Genomic DNA, 23,276 nt, shown 5'->3' on the forward strand with positions numbered 1-23,276 from the left:
ATGTTCATTCTCGATATGTTTTCCAAGAAGATGAAGCTCCCGACCGTCGAGGAGGCGCTGCCCGGCCGCTCCGAAGCCCTGCCGACCGCCGCGACCCACTTCGTCACCGGCGCGGATCTCAAGGCGCCCTTCGCCGATCCGAGCCTTGAGACGGCCATGTTCGGCATGGGCTGCTTCTGGGGCGTCGAGCGCATGTTCTGGAAGCTGCCGGGCGTGAAGGGCACGGCGGTCGGCTACGCCGCGGGCGTGACGCCGAACCCGACCTACGGGGAGGTCTGCTCCGGCCAGACCGGGCACAACGAGGTGGTGCTCGTCGCCTTCGACCCGACCGAGACGAGCTACGAGGCGCTGCTCAAGACCTTCTGGGAAGGCCACGACCCGACGCAGGGCATGCGCCAGGGCAACGACATGGGCACGCAGTATCGGTCGGGCATCTACGTCACCTCGCCGGCCCAGCGCGAAGCGGCCGAGCGGACCAAGGCGGCCTACGGCGAGGCGCTGGCGCGCGCCGGCCACAAGTCCGCCATCACGACGGAGATCCGCGAGGCACCGGAGTTCTTCTTCGCCGAGGACTACCACCAACAGTACCTCGCCAAGAACCCGAACGGGTATTGCGGCGTCGGCGGCACGGGCGTGTCCTGCCCGATCGGGCTCGGCGTCGGCGCCGCGGCGGAGTAGGGCGAGGTCCGGCACGGATCGCATCGGAGCGGGCCGGAGGGGCGGGGCGAGGGCTCCGCCCGTTTTTTCATCATGCTGGCGAATCCGCTTGGATTTCGCGCGGGCGCCATGCAATCTCCGGCCCGGCCGGTGCGTCCCGGTTCCGCGCCGTTCCGGCCGGCGGAGCCGGGCGCGGCGCGGCGACACGGCAACCATTCGGGATGACCTTCATGAAACAGTTCCTGGCCGGACTCCTGGCCGCCACCGTCCTCGGCCTGTCGGGCGCGGGCGCGGGCGCCGCGGAGATCAACCCCGCCGTGATCTTCGACATCGGCGGCAAGTTCGACAAGTCGTTCAACGAGGCCGCCTTCAATGGTGCCGAACGCTTCAAGTCCGAGACGGGCACCGAGTACCGCGAGTTCGAGATCACATCCGACGCCCAGCGCGAGCAGGTGCTGCGCCGCTTCGCGCGCGACGGCCGCTCGCCGATCATCGCCGTCGGCTTTGCCCAGCAGACCGCGATGAACGCCGTCGCCGCCGAGTTCCCCGACCTGAAGTTCATGGTCATCGACACGGTCGTCGAGCAGCCGAACGTGCGCTCCGTCCTCTTCAAGGAGGAGGAGGGCTCCTACCTCGTCGGCATGCTGGCGGCGCTGAAATCGCAGTCGGGCACGGTCGGCTTCGTCGGCGGCATGGACATCCCGCTGATCCGCAACTTCGCCTGCGGCTACAAGGGCGGCGTGCTCGCGGCCAAGCCCGACGCCAAGTTCCTGGAGAACATGACGGGCACGACGGGCGCGGCCTGGAACGACCCGGTGCGCGGCGGCGAGCTGACCAAGGCCCAGATCGACCAGGGCGCCGACGTGATCTTCGCGGCGGCCGGCGCGACCGGCCTCGGCGTTCTCCAGACGGCCGCCGACAACAGCAAGTTCTCGATCGGCGTCGATTCGAACCAGAACATGCTGCATCCCGGCAGCGTGCTGACGTCGATGGTCAAGCGCGTCGACAACGCCGTCTACGCAGCCCTCAAGGACGCGGCGGAAGCCGCCGCCTTGACGGAAGCAGCCGAGGCTGCGGCTCAGCAGAACTCTCCGAATGCGGCTGATATGATGGAAGCTGCTAAAAATAGCTTCACGACCGGAACGCAGACGCTCGGCCTCAAGGAGGACGGCGTCGGCTACGCGGTCGACGACAACAACAAGGACCTCCTGACCCCCGAGATGATTGAGGCCGTCGAGGCCGCGAAGGCCCGGATCATCTCCGGCGAGCTGCAGATCCACAACTACAACACCGACAACACCTGCCCCTATTGATCGGGCGGCGCTGAACGCGAGGAGGGCGCGCGGTGGTACACGCCGCGCGCCCTTTTCGTTGATGCGACGTCGGTGCTATCGCGCTGGGCGACGCCAAGTGAATGAGGAGTGCCGACCATGGCCAGACGCGTGATCTTCGACACCGATCCCGGCCAGGACGACGCCGTCGCGATCCTCGCCGCGCTCGCGAGCCCGGAACTCGACGTCCTCGGCATCGTGACGGTGGCCGGCAACATCCCGCTCCACCACACGACGCGCAACGCCTTGCGCCTCGTCGAACTGGCCGGGCGCAGCGACGTGCCCGTCCATGCCGGCTGCGACCGGCCGATGCGGCGCCAGCTGGTGACGGCCGAGCACGTCCACGGCCCGACCGGTCTCGACGGGCCGGACTGGCCGGAGGTGACGACGAAGGCCGGCGCGGCGCACGGCATCGATTTCCTGATCGAGACGATCCGCGCGCAGCCCGAGAAGACGGTCACCATCCTGGCACTCGGGCCGCTGACCAACGTCGCGATGGCGCTGGTGAAGGCTCCGGACATCGCGGAGCGGCTGGAGGGCATCGTCCTCATGGGCGGGGCCTATTTCGAGGTCGGCAACATCACGCCGGCGGCCGAGTTCAACATCTTCGTCGATCCCGAGGCCGCGGCCATCGTCTTCGGCGCGGGCGTGCCGCTTACGGTCCTGCCGCTCGACGTCACGCACGCGATGCGCTCGACGCCGGCGCGCATCGAGGCCTTGCGCGGCCTCGGCAACAAGGCGGGCACAGCGGTCGCGCAGATGCTGTCCTTCTCCGAGAGCTTCGACCTCAAGAAGTACGGCTGGGACGGCGCGCCGCTCCACGACCCCTGCGTGACGGCCTTCCTTCTCAAGCCCGAGATCTTCGAGGGCCGGCAGATCAACGTCGAGATCGAGCTGGCGAGCGAACTGACCCGCGGCATGACGGTGGCGGATTATTGGGGCGTGACGGACCGCCCGAAGAACGCCTTCTACGTGCGCAGCGGCGACGCGGAGGCTTTCTACGCCCTGCTCCTGGAGCGCATCGCGCGGCTGCCGTGACGAGATAAGGGCACGGCGGCGAAGCTTCTCCCTTCTCCCGCTGGCGGGAGAAGGTGCCGGCAGGCGGATGAGGGTGGTGGCGCAGCCAATCAGGTTTCTTGCTTGATCGCTTGGCGCAGATCCCCTCTCCCGGAAGCGAGCGAGAGGATCTGCGCCTCTTCCGATGGCGTCTGCGCGGACAGGCGGGCGTGCCGCGCCTTCAATAATGCGGCGGCTTCGTCGCCTCAGGCTTGGGCAGCGCATCCTCGACGGCCTGGAAGCGCTCGGTCAGGTGCCGGCACTGGCGCTGGAGGATGGTGATCGCGTCGAACGCCTTCTTCAGCTCGGTCGACAGTTCCTCGATCTCGCGCGCCTGGTGGGCGACGAGCACTTCGAGGTCCTCGACCCGCCCACGCGCATCGAACGTTTCGCTCATTGCACGATCCTTTCGAGTTCCAGCCGGAACGCTTCCGGCAGTGCCGCCGGGCGCCGCGTCCGGCGATCCACGGTGACGTGGACGAAGAAGCCTTCCGCCGCTGCCACGTCCGACTCGCCCGCGAAGAGCCCGATCTCGTAGGTGACAGCGCTGCGCCCGATCCGGCCGACGCGCAGGCCCGCCGCCACGGGATCGGGAAATGCGATCTCGGCATGGTAGCGGCAGCCGGACTCGACCACCAGCCCGATCCGCTCGCCGTGTCCGATGTCGAGCAGTCCCGCCTCGACGAGGAAGGCGTTCACCGCCGAATCGAACAGGGTGTAGTGGACCGCGTTGTTCATGTGCCCGTAGACGTCGTTGTCGTGCCAGCGCGTCTGGAAGCTGCGGAACAGGCGATAGTCGGCGCGCCGGCCGGGCGGCGGGCGCGAGGCGGGGGAGGGCTGATCCAAGGGCTTGCATCCTGCGGCCGATCGTCGGTTTCCCGAGCTTTCCACGGCCTTGCGGCGACGGGAAGGCTGGCGCGTGCGGCCCGATCTGCACTATCGTGCCGCGAAATTTTCGGCGTTTTACGTCAAAGGCAGGCGAATGGCGGTACCGGCGATCGAACTGATCGGCATCTCGAAGAGCTTCGGCCCGGTCCAGGCCAACCGCGACATCAACCTCACCGTCGAGGCCGGCACCATCCACGGTATCGTCGGCGAGAACGGCGCCGGCAAATCGACGCTGATGTCGATCATCTACGGCTTCTACCAGGCCGACGCGGGCGAGATCCGGGTGAAGGGCGAGCCTGTGTCGATCCCGGATTCCAACGCCGCGATCGCCCACGGCATCGGCATGGTGCACCAGCACTTCATGCTGGTCGAGAACTTCACCGTCACCGAGAACGTCATGCTCGGCGCCGAGCAGTCGGGCCTCCTCAATGCCGGCATCCGCCGCGTGCGGGCCGAGCTCCTGCGACTGGAGCGCGAGCACGGGCTGGAGATCGATCCGGACGCGGTGATCGAGGACCTGCCCGTCGGTCTCCAACAGCGCGTCGAGATCCTGAAGGCGCTGTATCGCGGCGCCGAGATCCTGATCCTCGACGAGCCGACGGGCGTCCTCACGCCCGCCGAGGCCGACCAGCTCTTCGGCGTCCTCCGCCAGCTGAAGGCGGAAGGAAAGACCATCGTCCTCATCACCCACAAGCTGCGCGAGATCCTGGCCGTCACCGACGCGGTCTCCGTCATGCGGCGCGGCGAGATCGTGGCGACGAAGCGGACCGCCGAGACCAGTGCCGGCGAGCTCGCCGAGCTGATGGTCGGGCGACGGGTGCTTCTGCGCGTCGACAAGGCCGAGGCGAAACCGGCCGCGCCGGCGCTGAAGGTCTCGAACCTCACCGTCCACGATTCGCGCGGCGTGCCGATGGTGAAGGACGTGTCCTTCGAGGTGCGCGCCGGCGAGATCGTCGGCATCGCCGGCGTCGCGGGCAACGGGCAGTCGGAGCTTCTCGAAGCGCTGGCCGGGATCCGGCCGGCGAAGTCCGGCACGATCGAGCTTCTGGGCCAGCGCCTCGATCCCTGCGGCGGCATCGATCCGGCCGGCATGCGCGCCGCAGGCCTCGCCCATGTACCGGAGGACCGGCACGGCATGGGGCTCGTCCTGCCCTTCCGGGAGGCCGAGAACGCCATTCTCGGCTATCACCGCGATCGATCCTACGCCAAGGGACCCTTTCTCGACCTGTCCGCCATGCGGCGCGATGCCGAAGCCAAGATCGGCGCCTACGACATCCGCCCGCCCAACAGCGAGCTGAGAACCGCCAACTTTTCCGGCGGCAACCAGCAGAAGATCGTGCTCGCCCGCGAGATGGAGCGCGGGCCCAAGGTGCTGCTCATCGGCCAGCCGACGCGCGGCGTCGATGTCGGCGCCATCGAGTTCATCCACCGCCGCATCGTCGCCATGCGCGACGAGGGCCGCGCCATCCTCCTCGTCTCCGTCGAGCTCGACGAGATCCGTGGCCTCGCCGACCGCATCCTCGTGATGTTCGACGGCCGCATCGTCGGCGAGCGCTCGCCCGACGCGTCCGAGGGCGAGATCGGCCTCCTGATGGCCGGCGTCGAGAGCCGGGACGCAGCCGAATGAGGCTTCCCGACGCGCGCCTCTCGCTCGTCACGCTCGGCGTCGCCGACCTGGCACGCTCGGCCCGCTTCTACGAGGCGCTCGGCTGGCGCCGCGCACCGATCGAGGCCGAGGGCGTCGTCTTCCTGCAAGGGGAGGGGATCGCGCTCTCGCTGTTCGGCGTGACCGACCTCGCGAAGGACGCGGGGCTCGACTTCGCGCCGCTGCCCGCCTTCCGCGGCATCGCGCTCGCGATCAACCTCGCCTCGCGCGCCGACGTCGACCGGCTCTTCGCCGCGGCGCTCCAGGCCGGCGCCCGCGCGACGAAGCCGCCGGAGCCAGCCGCCTGGGGCGGATATTCCGGCTACTTCGCCGATCCCGACGGGCACCTGTGGGAACTCGCCCACAACCCGTTCTTCGCCTTCGACGCGTCGGGGCATCTCGATCTCTTCACCCCTCCCGAGCCTTCCGAGGAGCCGGCATGAGCCGACCCTATGCCAAGCTGCCCGGCTGGATCGACTACGGTCTGATCCCGCTCGTCAACGTCGTCGTCGCCTTCCTCGTCGCGGGTCTCGTGGTGCTGGCCGTCGGCGAGAGCCCGATCGAGGCGGCGCAGCTGATGCTGCGCGGCGCCTTCGGCTACGGCGAGGGCTTCGGCTTCACGCTCTACTACGCGACGAACTTCATCTTCACCGGGCTCGCCGTCGCAGTCGCCTTCCACGGCGGCCTCTTCAACATCGGCGGGGAGGGGCAGGCCTATCTCGGCGGCCTCGGCGTCGCGCTCGTCGCGCTCAACCTCGACGGCACCTTCCCCTGGTGGGTGAACCTGCCGCTCGCGGTTCTCGCCTCCGCCGCCTTCGGCGCGGCCTGGGCGCTGATCCCCGCCGTTCTCCAGGCCAAGCGCGGAAGCCACGTCGTCATCACGACGATCATGTTCAACTTCATCGCCGCCGCGCTCATGGTCTACCTCATCGTCGAGCGCCTGCGCCCGGTCGGCTCCATGGCGCCGGAAAGCCGCGTCTTCACGGAGGGCGGCCAGCTGCCGAAGCTCGAGGGCTTCTTCGCGCTGCTCGGCCTCGACCTCGGCGGCGCGCCGCTGAACGTCTCCTTCTTCGTCGCGCTCGCCGCCGCCTTCGCCGTCTGGGTGCTGATCTGGCGCACCCGCCTCGGCTACGAGATCCGCACGCTCGGCTTCTCCCCGAAGGCCGCGCTCTATGCCGGCATGAGCCAGACGCGGCTCGTGGTCGTCACCATGCTGATCTCCGGCGGGCTCGCCGGCATGATGGCGCTGAACCCGGTCATGGGCGACCAGTACCGCCTGCAGATCGAGTTCCCCGCCGGCGCCGGCTTCGTCGGCATCGCGGTGGCGCTGATGGGCCGCGGCCACCCCGCCGGCATCCTGCCGGCAGCCCTTCTCTTCGGCGTCCTCTACCAGGGTGGCGCCGAGCTCGCCTTCGACATGCCGGCGATCAGCCGAGACATGATCGTCATCATCCAGGGCCTCGTGATCCTCTTCGCGGGCGCGCTCGAGAACATGATCCGCCCCGGCGTCGGCGCCGCCTTCCAGTTCGTGCGCTTCCGCCCCTCGGCGAAGACCGTGCAAGGGGAGCTCGGCCGCTGATGGACTTCGCGACCACCCTCAACGTCCTCGAAGCGACGATCCGGCTGGCAACGCCGCTCCTCTTCGCGGCGCTCGCCGGCCTCTACTCCGAGCGGGCCGGCGTCTTCGACATCAGCCTGGAAGGCAAGATGCTGGCGGCCGCCTTCGCCTCGGCCTCCGTCGCCGCGGTCTGGGCCTCGCCGCTTCTCGGCCTCTTCGCCGGCGTCCTCGTCGCCGTCGCCTTCTCGCTCGTCCACGGCCTCGCCTCGATCACCTATCGCGGCAACCAGATCGTCTCGGGCGTCGCCCTGAACTTCATCGCGGCGGGCCTGACGATCATCCTCGGCAGCGCCTGGTTCGGGCAAGGCGGGCGCACCCCGCCGCTCTCGCCCGGCCAGCGCTTCGGCGACATCGCGCTGCCGGGGGCGGAGGCGCTGTCCGGCGTGCCGGTGATCGGGCCGATCTACGCGCAGGTCATCTCCGGTCAGAACCTTCTCGTCTACCTCGCCTTCCTCGCCGTGCCGCTGACCTGGTTCGTGCTGTTCCGCACGCGCTTCGGCCTGCGCCTGCGCGCCGTCGGCGAGAACCCCGCTGCGGTCGACACCGCCGGCATTTCGGTGACCTGGCTGCGCTACCGCGCGGTCATCATCTGCGGCGTTCTGACGGGCTTCGCCGGCACCTACATGTCGGTCGCCCAGGCCGCCGGCTTCAACCGCGACATGACGGCGGGCAAGGGCTACATCGCGCTCGCCGCCCTCATCTTCGCCAAGTGGAAGCCGGTGCCGGTGCTCTTCGCCTGCCTGCTCTTCGGCTTCCTCGACGCCTTCTCCATCCGAATCCAGGGCCTGTCGCTGCCCGTCGTCGGCGTCGTCTCGCAGCAATTCGTCCAGGCGCTGCCCTACATCCTGACCGTCGTCCTCCTCGCCGGCTTCGTCGGCAAGGCCGTACCGCCGAAGGCCGGGGGCGTCCCCTACGTGAAGGAGCGGTGATGACCAAGCCCGCAGACCTCTTCGACCGGGCGAGGACCGCCATGGCGCGCGCCCACGCGCCCTATTCGCGCTTTCCCGTCGGCGCCGCGATCCTCACCCCCGAAGGCCGCGTCTTCTCCGGCGCCAACATCGAGGTGGTGAGCTTTCCCGAAGGCTGGTGCGCCGAGACCTCGGCCATCGCCCACATGGTCATGGCCGGCGAGACCCGGATCGCCGAGGTCGCCGTCGTCGCGGAGAAGATGCGCGCCTGCACGCCTTGCGGCGGCTGCCGCCAGCGCCTCGCCGAGTTCGGCCGGCCGGACACGCTGGTCCACCTCTGCGACGCGGTCGAGGGCGTGATCGAGACGGTGCGGCTGGAGGAGCTTCTGCCCAAAGCCTTCCCGAAGGACGCGGTGTCGTGAGCCCGGCTGCCGAGGCACTTCGCTCGCGGCTTCGCGATCGGCGCCCGCGAATCGCGATGATCCTCGGCTCCGGCCTGGGGCCGCTCGGGGACAGCGTGGAGGACGCGCTCCGCATCCCCTTCGCCGACATTCCCGGCTTTCCCGTCTCGGCCGTGTCCGGCCATTCCGGCACGCTGATCGCCGGGCGCCTCGCGGGCATCGAGGTGCTCGTCCTGTCCGGGCGCGTCCACTTCTACGAGCGGGGCGACGCCGCGGCCATGCGCCCGGCGATCGAGGCGCTGGCCGCGATCGGCATCGAGGTGCTGGTGCTGACCAACGCCGCGGGATCGCTGCGCGAAGAGATGGGGCCAGGCTCGGTCATGCTGATCGAGGACCACATCGCCTTTTCCGGCGCGAACCCCCTGATCGGCGAGCCGAGCGACGGGCGCTTTGTCGGCCTGACGGCGGCCTATGATCCGGACCTTCGCGCCGCCTTCCGGGCGGCGGCGGACTTCATCGGCGTGTCCGTTCATGCCGGCGTCTACATGTGGTTCTCCGGTCCGTCCTTCGAAACGCCGGCCGAGATCCGCATGGCGCGGGTGCTCGGCGCCGACGCGGTCGGCATGTCGACGGTGCCCGAGGCCATCCTCGCGCGCTTCTTCGGCCTGCGCGTGCTGGCCGCTTCGGTCGTCACGAATTACGGTGCCGGCATGACCGGGGCCGAGCTGTCCCACGACGAGACCAAGGAGATGGCGCCGAAGGGCGGCGCGCGGCTGGCGCGCGTGCTCTCCGCCCTCCTGCCGGAGATCGAGCACCCATGATGGAACCCGTCCACGACGCGGCCGCCGAGGCGCGGCTGCTGATTTCCTGCCTCGACCTGACGAACCTCAACGACACGTGCGCCGAGGCCGATGTCGACCGGCTGATCGAGCGGGCGGAAACGCCGGACGGCCCGGTCGCGGCCATCTGCATCTGGCCGCGCTTCGTCGCGCATGCCCGGCCGCGCCTGCCGCTCGGCATCCGGCTCGCGACGGTGGTGAACTTCCCGCATGGCGGCGAGGACGTCGAGGCGACCTGCCGCGAGGCGGAGCAGGCCGCAGCCGACGGGGCGGACGAGATCGACCTCGTCGTCAGCTATCCCACCTTCCTGCGCCACGAGGGCGGTGGGCCGGACTTCGTCCGCCTGCAGGTGCAGCGCGTGAAGGAAGCGGCCGGCGGCCGGACGCTGAAGGCGATCCTGGAGACGGGCGAGATGCGCGACCCCGCCCTGATCGCCGCGGCCGGCGAGGCGGCGCTCGCGGGCGGCGCCGACTTCCTCAAGACCTCCACCGGCAAGACCGCGACGAGCGCGACGCTCGACACCGCCCGCATTCTCCTCGAGACCGTCCGCCGCACCGGCTGGGCGGCCGGCGTGAAGCCATCGGGCGGCATCAAGAGCTTCGAGGACGCTGCCGCCTATCACCGCCTCGCCAACGAGGTCATGGGCCCGGACTGGGCGGGGCCGGAAACCTTCCGCCTCGGCGCGTCCGGCGTTCTCGACGATCTCCTGGCGGTTGCGGGCGCCGGCCCGCGCGAGCTGCCGACCGCCGGCTACTGAGGCGACGCGCGATGCGGTTGCCGCAGGAGATCATCCGCGACAAGCGGGACGGGCGCGCGCTTCGCCCCGCCGACATCGCCGACTTCGTGGCCGGCGTGGCGGACGGCCGCGTCTCGCCCGAGCAGATCGCCGCCTTCGCCATGGCGACCTGCCTGCGCGGCATGGCGGCCGAGGAGACGGTGGCGCTGACGCTCGCCATGCGCGATTCCGGCGAGGTTCTGGACTGGCGCGACCTCGAAAAGCCCGTTCTCGACAAGCATTCCACCGGCGGCGTCGGCGACGCGGTGTCCTTGATGCTGGCGCCGCTGCTCGCCGCCTGCGGCGCCGCCGTGCCGATGATCTCCGGCCGCGGCCTCGGCCATACCGGCGGCACGCTGGACAAGCTGGAGGCGATCCCCGGCTACGCGGCCTATCCGCCCAACGAGCGCTTCCGCGCCGCGGTGGAGGCGGCGGGCTGCGCCATCGTCGGCCAGACCGGCAGCCTCGCGCCGGCCGACGGGCGCATCTACGCCGTGCGCGACGTGACGGCGACGGTCGAGTCCGTGCCGCTGATCACCGCCTCGATCCTGTCGAAGAAGCTCGCCGCCGGGCTCGACGCGCTCGTGATGGACGTCAAGACCGGTTCGGGCGCCTTCATGGCCTCGGAGACGGCAGCGCGGGAGCTCGCCGCCAGCCTCGTCTCCGTCGCGCGCGGCGCTGGCCTGCCGACCGTCGCGCTGATCACCGGCATGGACGAGCCGCTCGGGCGCGAGGCCGGCAACGCGGTCGAGGTGCGCGGCGCGATCCGCTTTCTGACGCAAACACCGCGCGATCCGCGCATGGAGGCGGCCGTTCTCGGCCTCGCCGCCGAGCTTCTGGTGCTGGGAGGCCTCGCGACCGATGCCGGCGACGCGGACAGGCGCGCGCGGGAGGCGCTCGACGCGGGCGCCGCCGCCGAGCGCTTCGCCCGCATGGTCGCGAGCCTCGGCGGCCCTGTCGACCTCCTGGCGCGGCCGGAGGTCCACCTGCCCGAGGCGTCGGTCGTGCGCGACGTGCGGGCCGAAACGGCCGGTGTCGTCGCGGCGGTGGATGCCCGCGCGCTCGGCCTCGCCGTGGTCGAGCTGGGCGGCGGACGCACGAAGGCGAGCGATCCGGTCGATCCGGCGGTCGGGCTGACCGCGATGCAGCGGGTGGGCGCGCGGATCGAGGCCGGCGAGCCGCTCGCGCTCGTTCACGCGCGCGACGAAGCCGGGGCGGAGCGGGCGGTCGAGAGCGTTCGGGCCGCTTATCGCCTCGATCCGGGCGGTACTCCCGCGCCGGAGCGGCCGGTGATCCTCGGCCGGGTCGGCTGACGGCCTACTGGACGAGGCTCAGCGTGTCGGCGTGGACCTCGAAGCGCTTCAGCTTCGACAGGAAGCTCATGCCGAGCAGCGTCACCGGCAGGACGTCGCCCTTGGACACCATGACCTCGACGTCGCGCACCTCGACGCTGCCGATCTTCACGCGGTCGAGCACGGCCAGCGCCACCTTGTTCTCGCCGTTGGCGGTGCGGGCGGTGTGCTTGAAGTCGCCGGCGGTCAGCATGAGCCCGAGCTGGCGGGCCTGCCGCTCGGAGATCGCGACGTAGGTCGCGCCGGTGTCGACGAGGACGTGGACGGGCCGGCCGTTGAGGTTCGCCGTCGTTTCGAAATGGCCGGACGGGCCAACGTCGATTTCCGCGACGCGCCCGCCATAGGTCGGGGTCGCTTCCTGCGCCCGCGTCCGGTTGGCCTGGACGCCCGCCTCGACGATGCGCTGCTGGCTCACGGCCGTTTCCGACTGCTCCTGCCGCATCTCGGCGAGGTAGCGATCGAAAACGGAGGGCAGGGCGAGTCCGAGCATCGAGGCACCCGCGAGGAGCGCCAGGGCCTTGTACATCGAGAACTCCCGAGGCGGCGGTTTTTCCGACCCTAGAACGCAAGCGTTTTCGGAAGGGTGAAGGCGGTGCCGTCAAACCGCGCGGGGCGGCTCCCGCCCGGTCAAGTTCTCCGTTCGGATAGGGGCAAGGGTTAACGGCTCGTTAAGTCTCGGATCAGCCAAACGGCCTATCCCTCGTCTCGGCGCCGGATGCGGCGGTCGGGACCACGCTTGCCCGACCCCATCCCAGGCGCCGCAAGTCGATATCGAGGCGCGGGGAGTCGCGAGACATGGCCGAGGACGAGACCTCCGAGGCGCCTGCCGGCAAGGCCAAGGGCGGCATTATGCCGACGGTTCTGGCGGTGGGCGTTCTGACGGTGCTGGCCGGCGGCGCCGGGGCGCTCACGGGCACGCTGCTCGCATCCGAGGAAGCCGCGCCCGTCGCCGAAGCGCCGGCCGCCGCGGCGCCTGCCGCGCCGAAGCCGGAGGGCGGGGCGCAAGCCGAGCACGGAGGCGCCGCGCCGGCCGGCGAGCACGCTGCGGCCGAGGGCGAGGCCGATGAGCCCGTGCCGGACAAGCTCGTCGTCATGAAGCCGATCGTCACCAACCTCGCGGCGCCGGCCAACATGATCGTGCGCCTCGAATCCTCGCTCGTCATCTCGGGCGCGTCGGAGGAGGACACCGAGCTCCTGCTCGCCCGGATCGAGGCGGACACGACGACCTTCCTGCGCACGGTGCAGCTGCCGCAGCTCGAAGGCGCGCGGGGCATCACCCACCTGCGCGAGGACCTCGTCGAGCGGGCGCGCATGCGCTCGCCGCACGTGTCCGACGTGCTCATCCAGTCCCTGGTGGCGGAGTAGTCGCGATGCGCCGGCCCTTCCTCGGGCGCGCGGCCCCGCTCGCGGCGGCCGCGGCCGTCCTCCTGCTCGGCCTCGCCGGCGTCGCCCATGCCCAGGACGGCGACGTCGCCCAGTCGCTCGCCTCGCTGCTGCCGGCCGGAGACGCTGCGGTCTCCGGGCGCATCGTTCAGCTCTTCGGCCTCGTGACCGTGCTCTCGATCGCGCCGGGCCTCCTGGTGATGGTGACGTCCTTCACCCGCATCGTCATCGCGCTGTCGATCCTGAGAACCGGGCTCGGCCTGCAGACGACGCCGGCCAACCTCATCCTGATCTCGCTCGCCCTGTTCATGACCTTCTTCGTCATGTCGCCGACCTTCGACAAGGCGTGGCAGGACGGCCTGAAGCCGATGATGAACAACGAGATCAGCGAGGAAGTCGCCTTCACGCGCATCGCCGAGCCGTTCCGCGAGTTTATGCTGGGACAGGTTCGCGAATCCGATCTCGCCCTCTTCGGCGGCATCGCCGAGGCGACGGACCGCTCGCGCGTGCCGCCGCTCGAGCAGGGCTCTGCCGAGGACGGCGTGGTGGAGTTCCGCGTCCTGATCCCCGCCTTCATGATCTCCGAGCTGCGCCGCGGCTTCGAGATCGGCTTCCTGATCGTCCTGCCCTTCCTGGTCATCGACATGATCGTGGCGACGCTGACCATGTCGATGGGCATGATGATGCTGCCGCCGACCATCATATCGCTACCCTTCAAGATCCTGTTCTTCATCCTGATCGACGGGTGGAACATGCTGTCGGGCTCCCTGGTGCGATCCTTCTTCTAGCGACGATCCGTCGATCGAGAGCCGTCATCGAGGCCGGCGCGGGGAAGACCCGGCGCCGGCCTTCGCGCGCGCGAAGCGAGCCGCCGCGGCCTTCGCAAACCTTGCCGCGTCAGGGCTTTCGAGCCGACCCCCATCACGTCCGCACAAGCTTTCTCGACCAGATTGCGGACCATTCAAGCATCCATAAAAATCGACAGCGAACAGGCGTTTCATGGTGACCGTCGCCCGTACAGAGGCCGAAAAGCTTCTGACCAGCCTCAAGGACCTCGGACCACGCAAGCTCGGTGGGCTCGCCCTCGTCGGGCTTCTCGTCGTCGCCATCGTTTCGCTCGGCGGGTACTACCTGTCGCGGCCCGACATGGAGACGCTCTATTCGGGCCTCGACCGCACCGACATGTCGTCGATCGGCGCGGCCCTGACGGAAGCCGGCATTCCCTTCGACGCCGCCCCGTCCGGCGACGCCATCATGACGCCGTTCTCCCAGACAGCGCCGGCGCGCATGCTGCTCGCCGAGAAGGGCCTGCCCCGCTCGGAAAACGCCGGCTACGAGCTGTTCGACAATCTCGGTTCGATCGGGCTCACCTCCTTCATGCAGGAAGTGACGCGGGTGCGCGCCCTGGAAGGCGAGATCGCCCGCACCATCCAGTCGATCGCCGACGTGCGCGCCGCGCGCGTCCATATCGTCCTGCCGGACGAGGGCTCCTTCCGCCGTGATTCGCGCCCGCCCTCCGCGAGCGTCGTGATCCGCACCGACGGCTCGGGCTCGTTCAAGTCGGCCGAGGCGATCCGCCACCTCGTCGCCGCCGCCGTTCCCGGCATGAGCGTCGACGAGGTCACCGTTCTCGACACCGACGGCACGCTTCTCGCCTCCGGCGGCGACGGTCTGAACGCCGCGCCCCAGAAGCTCCTCGGCGTCGAGCAGATCGTGTCGAACTCGGTGCAGGACTCGATCCGCCGCACGCTCGCGCCCTATCTCGGCGTCGGCAACTTCCAGTCCAGCGTCACCGCGCGCCTCAACACCGACCGGCGCCAGATCAGCGAGCGCACCTTCGATCCCGAGGGCCGCGTCGAGCGCTCGACCCGTACCGTCCGCGAGACCGGCGAGAGCCAGAACGCCACGCAGGATCAGGCGACCACCGTCGACCAGAACGTGCCCCAGCCGGTCGATCAGGCCAATGCGGGCGCGAACGGCCGCTCCTCCTCGGACTCCAAGGAACGCCGCGAGGAGCTGACCAACTACGAGATCAACGAGAAGACCATCTCGACGACCAGCGACGGCTACCAGGTCGAGAACCTGTCGGTGGCCGTGGTGGTGAACCGCGCCCGCCTGAAGGAAGCGATCGGCGCCGATGCGACCGACGAGCAGGTCGACGCGCGCCTGAAGCAGATCGAGACCCTCGTCGCCTCGGCGGCCGGCGTGTCGCAGAGCCGCGGCGACCAGCTGACCGTCACCGCCGTCGACTTCCTCGACTCCACGACGGCTCTCGAACCCGTGCCGGCGCCCGGAATCGGCGAGATGTTCATGCGCCAGTCGGGCACGCTCATCAACGCGCTCACCATCCTCGTCGTCGCGGTTCTCCTCGTCTGGTTCGGCATCAAGCCGGCGATCCGCGCCCTTTCGCCGGCCGCTCAGGACGCGCAGGACGGTGCCGGCTCCGACAGCATCGAGCTCGCCAATGCCGGCTTCATGAACGATGCCGACGGCAGCGCCATCGGCGGCATGGACGCCGGGGGAGCCTTCGGCGCCCTCGGCAGCCCCGGCGCCACCGCGGCGCTGGGCGGCCCGCGCGCCATGGCCGACATGGCCTTCCTCGACGACATCGCCCAGACCCAGATCAACTCGCCCCAGGCGCGGCTCAGCCAGCTCGTCGAGTACGACGAGAAGCAGGCGGCGGCGATCCTCAAGCAGTGGATCCACGAGAAGAAGGCCGCCTGATCCATGATCCCTCTCGCGCAATACCTGTCCGAGATCGGGCCTGCCGAGCCGGCCTTCGCCAGCGCCTCCGGCCTCTCGCCCCTCAAGCGCAAACCGGTCTTCGAGCGCTTGTCGCTCGTCGAGCGCCCGCCGGCGAACCACGAGATCGAGTTCCGGCCGCTGAACGCCGTCGACGACGTCCTCATGGACGAGACTGCCTTCGAGCCGCTCGGCGGCTTCGGCGCGATGAGCCTCGACGGCTTCGACGCCGACCTGGAAAACGCCTTCGAGATGGGCGATGGCGAGGTCGAGGCCGAGCCGGAGGTCGACCACGAGGCGATGCTCGCGCAAGCGCGCGCGGACGGCGAGGCCGAGGGACGCGCGGCGATGCGCGCCGAGATGGAGGCCGCCTTCGCGGCGGAGCGGGCGAGCCTCGAAGCGCGCTTCGCGGCCGAGCGCGAAGCGGCGCTGGCACAAGCGCGCGCTGACTGGGCGAGCGCGGAAGGGGAGAAGCTCGCCGGGCTCCTGTCGGACCAGGCCGATCGCATCGGCCTCGTCATTCGCGAGTCCTTCGGGGCGGTGCTGAAGCCGCTGGCGCGCGGCGCCCGCGAGCGGCAGACCATCGCCGAGATCGTCGAGACCGTTTCGCTGCTCTCGGGCGACGGCAAGGCGCTCGCCATGCGCGCCGCCGGGCCGCGCGATCTTCTCGACGCGCTGAAGAAGGCGCTGCCCGCGCGCCAGGCCGCTCTCATCGCCTTCGTCGACGAGGCCGAGGCCGTCGAGCTGCGGATCCAGGCCGACGCCACCGTGATCGAGACCCGGCTGACCGACTGGCGCCGCGCCCTGAACGAGGCCTTGTCGTGAGCGAGCAGGGCGCGGCCGGGCACACCGCCCAGCACAACGAGATCATCATCGTCCGCCGCCACAGCGATCACGAGGACGGCCATCACGGCGGCGTCTGGAAGATCGCCTTCGCCGACTTCATGACGGCGATGATGGCCTTCTTCCTGGTGATGTGGCTCACCAACTCGTCGGAGGACGCGACGAAGAAGGAGATCGCCAAGTACTTCAACCCGATCGAGATGAACGACACGGCCCCGTCCTCCAAGGGCGTGTCGACCGACATCAGCCCCAAGCCCGAAGTCTCAAACGTCGAGGGGCCGAGCGAGGTGAAGATGCCGGGCGATCCGAGCGGCAATCCACTCGCCGGCAACGAGACCGGCGGCGAGGAGCAGGCGCTGTTCCGCGACCCCTACGCCGTTCTCGCCGAGATCGCGGCGCAGTCGACGAGCAGCGGCTCGGGCCGCGAGAGCGGCAAGCCGGACGGAACAGGGCTGCCCGGCCTCAACGGCGGCGAAGCCTATCGCGATCCCTTCGATCCGTCCTCCTGGCAGCTGAGCGCGGCGGCCAGCGTCCCGGCCGTTCCCAACGTCGACGCGCCGCCGCCCGAGCTGCAGACGAGCGTCGAGCTCGTGCCGGCCGACGGCGCGGAGCCGAAGCCCGCCGAGGCCGCGGCCGACCCGTCGCAGCCGGCCGGCGACGCCGGGAAGCAGCAGGCCGAAGCCGCGGCGATCCGCGACGAGATCGCGAAGTCGCTCGCCGCGAGCAACCAGTCGCTGCCCTCCAGCGTCGAGGTGAAGGCGGGGCCGGACGGCATCGTCGTCTCGCTCGCCGATGCCGGTCCCAGCGGCATGTTCGAGGTCGGCTCGGCCAAGCCGACCGGCCCGGCCGTCTCCATGATGGAGAAGATCGCCGCCGTGCTGCAGGAGCGCCAGGGCACGATCGTGATCCGCGGCCACACCGACTCGCGTCCTTATCGCAGCGGCGACTACGACAATTGGCGCCTGTCCACCGCCCGCGCCCACATGGCCTACTACATGCTCGCCCGCGGCGGGCTCGACGAGAACCGCGTCAAGGCGATCGAAGGCTTCGCCGACCGCGATCCGAAGGATGCGGCCGACCCGCAGGCGGCCGTCAACCGGCGCATCGAGATCCTGCTCAAGGAGCCCGCGGCGTGATCCACCGCTCTTCGACACCCATGCGGCGGGGCCTGCGTGCCCTGGCGGGGGCGAGCGCGCTCGCGGCGATTTTCGCCCTCGCCTCGGCGCCGGCCGGCGCCGAGGAGGAGGCCCACGCTCCCGCCTCGTCGCCGACGCAGGCTCCGGCAGAGGCGGCGCACGGCGAGGCGGGGGACGAGCATGTCCTGCCGCCGGTTTCGCCCGGTACCGCGGAGGCCGTGCGCCAGCCGGCGGCCGAAGCCGCCGCTGCCGGCTCGGCCCCCGCGCATGGAGAGGCTTCGGGGGCTCATGCAGAAGCCCCGGCGCCCGGCAGCGCCGGCGACCACGCGGCGGCAGCCGATCACGGCGAGGCCGTTGCCGCCGGCGGCGAAGCGCATGCCGAGAGCGCCGAGGGAGACGGGCACGAGGGCGCGCCGCCGGCGAGCTGGCCGACGACGCGGGGCCCGATGCCCTTCGAGATCGTGCGCTCGCTGGAATTCCTGCAGGACCAGATCGGGCGCGGCAACGCGGCTGCGATGCGCGCCCAGCAGACCGTCCTGAACCGCTTCGCGCCGGCCTTCCTGTCGGTCGAACCGGACGTCTGGAAGGACCCGCGGAACCTGCGCGCCGCGGTGATCTTCACCATGAGCGGCGGGCCGCCCAGCGTGCTTCGCGGCGTGTCGGCCCGCGCCGAGATGTCGTCGACCGACCGGGCGCTCGTCGAGGCGGCGCTCGCCTACGTCGAGAACCGCAACAAGGACGCGGCGCGTCGGCTGGCGGCGCTCGACCTCGCGACGATGGAGCCGGCGCTCGCCGCGCAGGCGAGCCTGGCGCGCGCCCAGCTCCTGGAGGCCGACGCGCCGGACAGCGCGCTCGCCGACATCCAGCGCGTGCGGCTCCTGATGCCGGGAACGCTTCTCGAAGAAGCGGCGCTGCGCATGGGCGTTGCCATCGCCGAGGGGCAGGGCGAGTTCCGCCTCGCCGACACGCTGGCGCGCCGCTACTTCGACGCCTATGCCCGTTCGGCCTATGCCGGCAATTTCCGGGCGCGCTTCGCCGCCGCCTATGCCGAGCGCGGCCGCGACGGCGGCATCGAGGTGCTGGCGGTGATCCGCGACGTGACGCACGCGCTTCCCGACGACGAGCGGCTCGGCATCCTCCTGTCCGTCGGCCGGCGCGCGCTGGTGATGGGCAACGAGGCGCTGACGGCGGCGATCTGCGAGGACGCGCTGCTCCTGCCGGAGATGCCGCCGGGCGAGCGCGAGCGCGCCAAGCTCTACCAGGCCGCCGCGACCATCGCCGGCCGGACGACCTCCGAGGCTCGGGCGATGCTCGACGCCATCGATCGAAGCCTTCTCCACCCTGCGGACGTGGAGATCCTCTCCGCCGCCTATGCCGTGGTCGACGGCATGGCGACGCCCGTGGTGGCCGCGCGCGACCTGTCGCTCGGCGACCGGGCGGAGCAACCGGACGCGGTGGAGCAGACGGAGATGCAGGCGGCGCTCGACGTGCCGGACATCGCCGCTTCTCCGGTGCTGCGCCGCGGCGCCGAACTTCTCGACCAGATCTCGAACGACTTGCAGAATACACACAGATGACATCCATGATCGTACTCGCCGATGCCGGCGATCCCCGTCCGGGATCCGGACGCGTCCCCGCGCAAGACCGCTCCAAGGCCGGGTCCGCCTTCGACGCGGCGCTCGGCGCCGCCACCAAGCACAACGGCGCGAAGGCCGAGCGCCATGGGCACGGCAAGGCCGCCGATGCATCGGCCGAGAAGGCCGACGGCAAGAACGCCGCCGACGGTGCCGAAGCCGCCGCGGCGCAGGCCATCGCGGAGGCCGAGGCCTCGGCGATCGCCGCCGACCCGGCGATCGAGGGAGTAGACGGCTCCGAGATATCGATGCCCGACGACGGGGGAAACACGGACGCCGAGGGCGCGAAGTCGCTCTCGTCCCTCCTGCCGGACCTGCGCGCGGTCGAAGCCGCCCGCGTCTCGCAGGATGCCGCGGCCGCGCTGACCGCGGCGGCACAGACGCGCGCGGCGGGTGACGACGGAGTCCAGGCGGCCCTTGGCAGCAACGCGTCCGCCGCCGGCCTGTCGCCCACCATGCGTCTCGCCAAGGTTCTCGCCGCAAGTCTCGGCAGCGCGGACGCGCAAGCGCACGGGGCGAACCGTGCCGATGCCGCATCAGCCAAGGACGCGAACGCCGCCGTCGAAACCGAAGCCCTGCCGATGCCAACCGACGACGGCGTGGCGCTCGCCTCGACGCCGGGCGCCGAGATCGCGCGCGCCGCGGATGCCGCGACGCTCCGGGCGGCGGCGGCGCTCAGGCCGGCCGATGCCGGCATCGCCACGGCCAAGATCGACGTCGTCGCCATGCGGACGCACTTCGAGCCGCACCGTCACGATCCGGTTCTCGTCGGCGACGAGAGCGGGGCGTCCTCCGACGATTTCGCCGGCCGGGACGAGAAGGGGGCCGACGAGCTCCTGTCGGCTCTCGGCGGCGCGAAGTCGTCGGCCAAGGCTTCGTTCGAGGCGGGCTTCGGCGGCCAAGGCGGCTACGGCTCGCCCTCGAGCCAGATCGCCAGCGCGGTGGCGAGCCTCGTCGATCCGCGCGACGGCCACTCCTCGGCGCGCGGCGCTTCGGAGGCCGGTGTCCTGCGCTACCAGGCGGGCGGCGCCGCGTTGAAGTCGATCCGCATCCAGCTCCAGCCGGAGCATCTCGGCAAGGTCGACGTGTCGCTGCGCATGGTGCGGGGCGAACTGGCGGTCGAGATCGCGACGCCCCTCGACGCCACCGCCGCGATCCTTTCCGAGGATGCCGACGGGCTGAAGAGCCTGCTGCGGCGCGCCGGCTTCACGCTGGACGACGCGGCCGTGACGATCGTCGTGCGCGATCTCGCCGCGAGCGCTCCGGCTTCGACGTCGTCTGCCGGCAACGCGGGCGGCGCCGGCCGCGACGGCTCCGGGCAGGCGGGGCAGGGCGGCTCCGCGGACGGAGGCTCGGCGGGCGGCGGTGCGTCCGGCGGCGAGAGCCGCCGCGAGACCGGTGGTCGTGAGCCCGGCGCGACGCGAGCCACGGCGGCCGGCGGTGCCGACGCGCCGGCCCGCAGCGGCGGCTCGCTCTATCTCTGATCCGGCGAGAGCAACGACGCCGCGAAGCCGGATTGCCGGTTTCGCGGCATCGTCGCATTTGAAGAACAGGCCACGAACGCAGAATTTCTATACACAGGGCTCGCCGGGCTCTTGCCTTTTGCGCAAAGCCACTACTGGCTCGCGTTAACCTTCTGTTAAGTAAAAAAATTCGTCAGGTGGAACGGGTATTTAGGCTGCTGTCGTCCACTGTGGTTAATGGACCATGAAATTTGAGGATTGGGTCCAGATTCGGGTCAGGTTAGGGTTTTTCCACAGGCAAGAACGGCACTGAGGGGCTCTCAAATGATCGTCGTTGTGGATAACCGGGAATTGGTGACGAGCGGCTACCAGTCGCTCTTCGGTCGCGAGGGTGTCTCGGCGACCGGCTTCTCCGCCAGCGAGTTCCGCGACTGGGTCGAGACTGCGCCGGAGACCGACATCTCCGCCGTCGAGGCCTTTCTTCTCGGCGACTTCGACGAGCGTGCCGTCAGCCCCCGCCTCATCCGCTCGCGGTCCAAGGCGCCGATGATCGCGCTCTCGGAGTCCAAGAGCCTCGACGGCACGCTCGACCTCTTCGCCGCCGGCGTGGACGACGTCGTGGCCAAGCCGGTCCACGTCAAGGAGATCCTGGCCCGCGTCGGCGCCATCCGCCGCCGCGACGCCGTCGACACGGCCCGCACCATGATCGGCGAGATCGCCGTGTTCGCCGACGGCCGCGACGCCGAGGTCGCCGGGCGCGCCATGGCGCTGCCGCGCCGCGAGCGCCGCATCCTCGAATACTTGGTCGCCAACCGCGGCCGCCGCGTGTCCAAGCAGCAGCTCTTCTCCGCCATCTACGGCGTCTTCGACGAGAACGTCGAGGAGAACGTCATCGAGAGCCATATCTCGAAGCTGCGCAAGAAGCTGAAGATGCGCCTGGGCTACGACCCGGTCTCCTCCAAGCGCTACCTCGGCTACGGCATCGGCGTCTGATCCGACGCTCGACCGAAGCATTGCCTCCGTTCATGCCTGGAGCCTCCGGTCGATCAAAGGATCGACCGGAGGCTTCTTCGTTTAACCTTGACGTTTACTTTTCAGCAACTAATCCAGCAGTTTCGCGCAAGCCGTTAGAGCTACAAACAGGCCCAGTTTCCACGGAACCCAGGGACGAACTGATGAGCATCGGCGGCGTCATGCGCACCAGCACCTCCGGCATGAACGCGCAGGCGAATCGCCTGTCCGCCGTGTCGGAGAACATCGCGAACGCGAACACGACCGGCTACAAGCGGTCCTATACCGAGTTCTCGTCGCTGGTACTGCCATCCTCCGCCGGCCTCTACAATTCGGGCGTCGTCCAGACCCAGACCCGCACCCTGATCTCCGAGCAGGGCGGCCTGTCCTACACGACCAATTCCTCGTCCTCGCAGGCGATCGACCTCGCCATCTCCGGCAAGGGCTACATGGTGGTCGGCGACGGCGAGACCGGCAAGTACCTGACCCGCGCCGGCTCCTTCGTGAAGAACGGCAACGGCGACCTGGTCAATGCCGCCGGCTTCATCCTCCAGGGCTACCCGCTGCCCGAGGGCGACACGAACGGCGTCGCCAACGGCTATGCCGGGCTCGTCAACGTGAACTTGAATGCGTCGCGCCTCATCTCGAAACCGTCGGACGCGGCGACGCTGCAGGTGAACCTGAACAAGGACTCCAAGCTCATCGACCCTGCGGCGACATCTGCGCAGGTCGCCGCGGGAACTCACACCGCGGGCACGACGCCGAAGAACCAGGCCTCCGCCACGACGGCTGCACCGGTTTCGTACACGGCGAAGGAGTCGATCGTCACCTACGACAACACCGGCAAGGAGGTGATCCTCGACGTCTACATGTCGAAGACGGCGGTCGGCGACTACGGCGCCACCCCGCCGACGGAGGACACCTGGGAATACGCTGTCTTCGATCGTGCCAAGGCAGCCACGACCGGCGCCTCGGCGCCGTTCCCCTATGGCACGGGCGGGCTCCTGGCCAGCGCGGACGTCAAGTTCAAGACCGATGGAACGCTGTCGACCGCGAACCAGACGCTGGCCGTGACCATCCCCAACGGACAGGCCCTGACCCTCAGCCTGACGAGCACGACGCAGAAGAACGCGCCGTTCCAGACGCTGTCCCAGACGAAAGCCAACGGCAATCCGCCGGAGATGGTGGACAAGGTGTCGGTTGGCGACGACGGCATCATACGGGCGGAGTTCAAGTCGGGCGCTTCGATCAACCTCTACAAGATCCCGCTCGCCATGGTGGAGAGCCCGGACAATATGACGGCTCTTCCGGGCAACGTCTTCAGCGCGGGCCTCGAATCCGGAACCGTGCTGGTCGGCTTTCCGGGCGAGAGCGGCATCGGCAAGCTGGTCTCGGGTGCTCTGGAAGGCTCGACCGTCGACCTCGCCTCCGAGTTGACCAACATGATCGAGTCGCAGCGCTCCTACACGGCGAACTCGAAGGTCTTCCAGACCGGGTCGGAAATCCTCGACGTCCTCGTCAACCTGAAGCGTTGAGCGGCCGGCGCCGTCCGTCGGTGCCACCGCCCGCTAAGACCGATGGCCGCCCCTGCAA

Annotated in this window: 23 protein-coding genes; 20 read left to right on the forward strand and 3 right to left on the reverse strand. The window is 70.0% G+C overall.

The genetic code is table 11. The features are described 5' to 3' along the window. The 3 genes from msrA to FZN60_RS01520 all read left to right on the forward strand — a co-directional run bounded on the left by msrA (nt 1) and on the right by FZN60_RS01520 (nt 3,026). Entirely contained in the window at nt 1-678 is a 678-nt protein-coding gene (msrA, locus tag FZN60_RS01510) for a peptide-methionine (S)-S-oxide reductase MsrA (RefSeq protein ID WP_199266451.1), read from the forward strand. Nucleotides 679-887: 209 nt separating this feature from the next. Then, a complete protein-coding gene (locus FZN60_RS01515) occupies nt 888-1,970 on the forward strand; it encodes a BMP family lipoprotein (protein ID WP_158870308.1) in 1,083 nt (360 codons plus the stop codon). Nucleotides 1,971-2,087: 117 nt separating this feature from the next. Further along, nucleotides 2,088-3,026 (forward strand): nucleoside hydrolase, encoded by a 939-nt coding sequence (locus FZN60_RS01520; protein WP_158870311.1) that lies wholly within the window; start codon nt 2,088-2,090, stop codon nt 3,024-3,026. A 199-nt stretch (nt 3,027-3,225) separates the two neighbouring features. Here FZN60_RS01520 and FZN60_RS01525 read toward each other — a convergent pair whose 3' ends face one another. Both FZN60_RS01525 and FZN60_RS01530 read right to left on the reverse strand, forming a co-directional pair. After that, nucleotides 3,226-3,441, reverse strand: coding sequence for a SlyX family protein (locus FZN60_RS01525; RefSeq protein WP_158870313.1), 216 nt, complete (start codon nt 3,439-3,441; stop codon nt 3,226-3,228). Beyond that, nucleotides 3,438-3,890, reverse strand: a complete 453-nt coding sequence (locus FZN60_RS01530) for an acyl-CoA thioesterase (protein WP_199266452.1) — start codon at nt 3,888-3,890, stop codon at nt 3,438-3,440. Before FZN60_RS01530 ends, FZN60_RS01525 begins: the two co-directional genes overlap by 4 nt. Before the next feature lie 136 nt (nt 3,891-4,026). Here FZN60_RS01530 and FZN60_RS01535 point away from each other — a divergent pair, with 136 nt between their 5' ends. Genes FZN60_RS01535 through deoA form a run of 8 tightly spaced genes read left to right on the forward strand, consistent with a single transcriptional unit; the run spans nt 4,027 to nt 11,432 of the window. Beyond that, nucleotides 4,027-5,559: an ABC transporter ATP-binding protein gene (locus FZN60_RS01535; protein WP_158870315.1), complete on the forward strand. Its 1,533-nt coding sequence runs from the start codon at nt 4,027-4,029 to the stop codon at nt 5,557-5,559. Continuing rightward, nucleotides 5,556-6,020: a VOC family protein gene (locus FZN60_RS01540; protein WP_158870317.1), complete on the forward strand. Its 465-nt coding sequence runs from the start codon at nt 5,556-5,558 to the stop codon at nt 6,018-6,020. Before FZN60_RS01535 ends, FZN60_RS01540 begins: the two co-directional genes overlap by 4 nt. Continuing rightward, nucleotides 6,017-7,156 (forward strand): ABC transporter permease, encoded by a 1,140-nt coding sequence (locus tag FZN60_RS01545; RefSeq protein WP_158870319.1) that lies wholly within the window; start codon nt 6,017-6,019, stop codon nt 7,154-7,156. Before FZN60_RS01540 ends, FZN60_RS01545 begins: the two co-directional genes overlap by 4 nt. Further along, the gene (locus tag FZN60_RS01550) at nt 7,156-8,124 is read left to right on the forward strand and encodes an ABC transporter permease (RefSeq protein ID WP_158870321.1); all 969 of its coding nucleotides are present in this window, start codon (nt 7,156-7,158) and stop codon (nt 8,122-8,124) included. Before FZN60_RS01545 ends, FZN60_RS01550 begins: the two co-directional genes overlap by 1 nt. Next, complete coding sequence (locus FZN60_RS01555; protein ID WP_158870323.1) at nt 8,124-8,525, forward strand: cytidine deaminase; 402 nt, start codon at nt 8,124-8,126, stop codon at nt 8,523-8,525. The genes FZN60_RS01550 and FZN60_RS01555 overlap by 1 nt, the downstream gene beginning before the upstream one ends. After that, complete coding sequence (locus FZN60_RS01560; protein WP_158870325.1) at nt 8,522-9,325, forward strand: purine-nucleoside phosphorylase; 804 nt, start codon at nt 8,522-8,524, stop codon at nt 9,323-9,325. Before FZN60_RS01555 ends, FZN60_RS01560 begins: the two co-directional genes overlap by 4 nt. After that, nucleotides 9,322-10,101, forward strand: coding sequence for a deoxyribose-phosphate aldolase (gene deoC, locus FZN60_RS01565; protein ID WP_158870327.1), 780 nt, complete (start codon nt 9,322-9,324; stop codon nt 10,099-10,101). Before FZN60_RS01560 ends, deoC begins: the two co-directional genes overlap by 4 nt. 11 nt (nt 10,102-10,112) lie before the next feature. Next, nucleotides 10,113-11,432 (forward strand): thymidine phosphorylase, encoded by a 1,320-nt coding sequence (gene deoA / locus FZN60_RS01570; RefSeq protein ID WP_158870329.1) that lies wholly within the window; start codon nt 10,113-10,115, stop codon nt 11,430-11,432. A 4-nt stretch (nt 11,433-11,436) separates the two neighbouring features. On the opposite strand, the gene FZN60_RS01575 is transcribed toward deoA, so the two are convergent. Beyond that, complete coding sequence (locus tag FZN60_RS01575; protein ID WP_158870331.1) at nt 11,437-11,997, reverse strand: retropepsin-like aspartic protease family protein; 561 nt, start codon at nt 11,995-11,997, stop codon at nt 11,437-11,439. A 269-nt stretch (nt 11,998-12,266) separates the two neighbouring features. Between FZN60_RS01575 and FZN60_RS01580 the strand changes: the two genes are divergently transcribed. The 9 genes from FZN60_RS01580 (at nt 12,267) to FZN60_RS01620 (ending at nt 23,218) form a co-directional block, all read left to right on the forward strand. Beyond that, entirely contained in the window at nt 12,267-12,836 is a 570-nt protein-coding gene (locus FZN60_RS01580) for a flagellar basal body-associated FliL family protein (protein ID WP_158870333.1), read from the forward strand. Nucleotides 12,837-12,841: 5 nt separating this feature from the next. Next, nucleotides 12,842-13,642 carry a flagellar type III secretion system pore protein FliP gene (fliP, locus tag FZN60_RS01585; RefSeq protein WP_158870335.1) on the forward strand — a complete coding sequence of 267 codons (801 nt, stop codon included), beginning with the start codon at nt 12,842-12,844 and terminating at the stop codon, nt 13,640-13,642. 211 nt (nt 13,643-13,853) lie between these two features. After that, nucleotides 13,854-15,578, forward strand: a complete 1,725-nt coding sequence (gene fliF / locus FZN60_RS01590; RefSeq protein WP_158870337.1) for a flagellar basal-body MS-ring/collar protein FliF — start codon at nt 13,854-13,856, stop codon at nt 15,576-15,578. Nucleotides 15,579-15,581: 3 nt separating this feature from the next. Continuing rightward, the gene (locus FZN60_RS01595; protein ID WP_158870339.1) at nt 15,582-16,421 is read left to right on the forward strand and encodes a hypothetical protein; all 840 of its coding nucleotides are present in this window, start codon (nt 15,582-15,584) and stop codon (nt 16,419-16,421) included. Then, nucleotides 16,418-17,575: a flagellar motor protein MotB gene (locus FZN60_RS01600; protein ID WP_158870341.1), complete on the forward strand. Its 1,158-nt coding sequence runs from the start codon at nt 16,418-16,420 to the stop codon at nt 17,573-17,575. Before FZN60_RS01595 ends, FZN60_RS01600 begins: the two co-directional genes overlap by 4 nt. After that, nucleotides 17,572-19,152: a MotC family chemotaxis protein gene (locus FZN60_RS01605; protein WP_158870343.1), complete on the forward strand. Its 1,581-nt coding sequence runs from the start codon at nt 17,572-17,574 to the stop codon at nt 19,150-19,152. Before FZN60_RS01600 ends, FZN60_RS01605 begins: the two co-directional genes overlap by 4 nt. Next, nucleotides 19,149-20,693, forward strand: coding sequence for a flagellar hook-length control protein FliK (fliK, locus tag FZN60_RS01610; protein ID WP_158870345.1), 1,545 nt, complete (start codon nt 19,149-19,151; stop codon nt 20,691-20,693). Before FZN60_RS01605 ends, fliK begins: the two co-directional genes overlap by 4 nt. Nucleotides 20,694-20,996: 303 nt before the next feature. Then, on the forward strand, nt 20,997-21,665 hold the full coding sequence (locus tag FZN60_RS01615) for a response regulator transcription factor (protein ID WP_158870347.1): 669 nt from the start codon (nt 20,997-20,999) through the stop codon (nt 21,663-21,665). Nucleotides 21,666-21,847: 182 nt separating this feature from the next. Beyond that, nucleotides 21,848-23,218: a flagellar hook protein FlgE gene (locus tag FZN60_RS01620; protein WP_158870349.1), complete on the forward strand. Its 1,371-nt coding sequence runs from the start codon at nt 21,848-21,850 to the stop codon at nt 23,216-23,218. Nucleotides 23,219-23,276: the final 58 nt, after the last annotated feature.

Origin of the sequence: Antarcticirhabdus aurantiaca, assembly GCF_009765365.1 — a bacterium.
GTDB lineage: Bacteria > Pseudomonadota > Alphaproteobacteria > Rhizobiales > Rhizobiaceae > Antarcticirhabdus > Antarcticirhabdus aurantiaca.

Bases quoted from the DNA above. Each gene is read 5' to 3' on its own strand.
- msrA (WP_199266451.1), top strand. From the start codon at position 1: ATGTTCATTCTCGATATGTTTTCCAAGAAGATGAAGCTCCCGACCGTC.
- FZN60_RS01515 (WP_158870308.1), top strand. From the start codon at position 888: ATGAAACAGTTCCTGGCCGGACTCCTGGCCGCCACCGTCCTCGGCCTG.
- FZN60_RS01520 (WP_158870311.1), top strand. From the start codon at position 2,088: ATGGCCAGACGCGTGATCTTCGACACCGATCCCGGCCAGGACGACGCC.
- FZN60_RS01525 (WP_158870313.1), bottom strand. From the start codon at position 3,441: ATGAGCGAAACGTTCGATGCGCGTGGGCGGGTCGAGGACCTCGAAGTG.
- FZN60_RS01535 (WP_158870315.1), top strand. From the start codon at position 4,027: ATGGCGGTACCGGCGATCGAACTGATCGGCATCTCGAAGAGCTTCGGC.
- FZN60_RS01540 (WP_158870317.1), top strand. From the start codon at position 5,556: ATGAGGCTTCCCGACGCGCGCCTCTCGCTCGTCACGCTCGGCGTCGCC.
- FZN60_RS01545 (WP_158870319.1), top strand. From the start codon at position 6,017: ATGAGCCGACCCTATGCCAAGCTGCCCGGCTGGATCGACTACGGTCTG.
- FZN60_RS01550 (WP_158870321.1), top strand. From the start codon at position 7,156: ATGGACTTCGCGACCACCCTCAACGTCCTCGAAGCGACGATCCGGCTG.
- FZN60_RS01555 (WP_158870323.1), top strand. From the start codon at position 8,124: ATGACCAAGCCCGCAGACCTCTTCGACCGGGCGAGGACCGCCATGGCG.
- deoC (WP_158870327.1), top strand. From the start codon at position 9,322: ATGATGGAACCCGTCCACGACGCGGCCGCCGAGGCGCGGCTGCTGATT.
- deoA (WP_158870329.1), top strand. From the start codon at position 10,113: ATGCGGTTGCCGCAGGAGATCATCCGCGACAAGCGGGACGGGCGCGCG.
- FZN60_RS01575 (WP_158870331.1), bottom strand. From the start codon at position 11,997: ATGTACAAGGCCCTGGCGCTCCTCGCGGGTGCCTCGATGCTCGGACTC.
- FZN60_RS01580 (WP_158870333.1), top strand. From the start codon at position 12,267: ATGGCCGAGGACGAGACCTCCGAGGCGCCTGCCGGCAAGGCCAAGGGC.
- fliP (WP_158870335.1), top strand. From the start codon at position 12,842: ATGCGCCGGCCCTTCCTCGGGCGCGCGGCCCCGCTCGCGGCGGCCGCG.
- fliF (WP_158870337.1), top strand. From the start codon at position 13,854: ATGGTGACCGTCGCCCGTACAGAGGCCGAAAAGCTTCTGACCAGCCTC.
- FZN60_RS01595 (WP_158870339.1), top strand. From the start codon at position 15,582: ATGATCCCTCTCGCGCAATACCTGTCCGAGATCGGGCCTGCCGAGCCG.
- fliK (WP_158870345.1), top strand. From the start codon at position 19,149: ATGACATCCATGATCGTACTCGCCGATGCCGGCGATCCCCGTCCGGGA.
- FZN60_RS01615 (WP_158870347.1), top strand. From the start codon at position 20,997: ATGATCGTCGTTGTGGATAACCGGGAATTGGTGACGAGCGGCTACCAG.
- FZN60_RS01620 (WP_158870349.1), top strand. From the start codon at position 21,848: ATGAGCATCGGCGGCGTCATGCGCACCAGCACCTCCGGCATGAACGCG.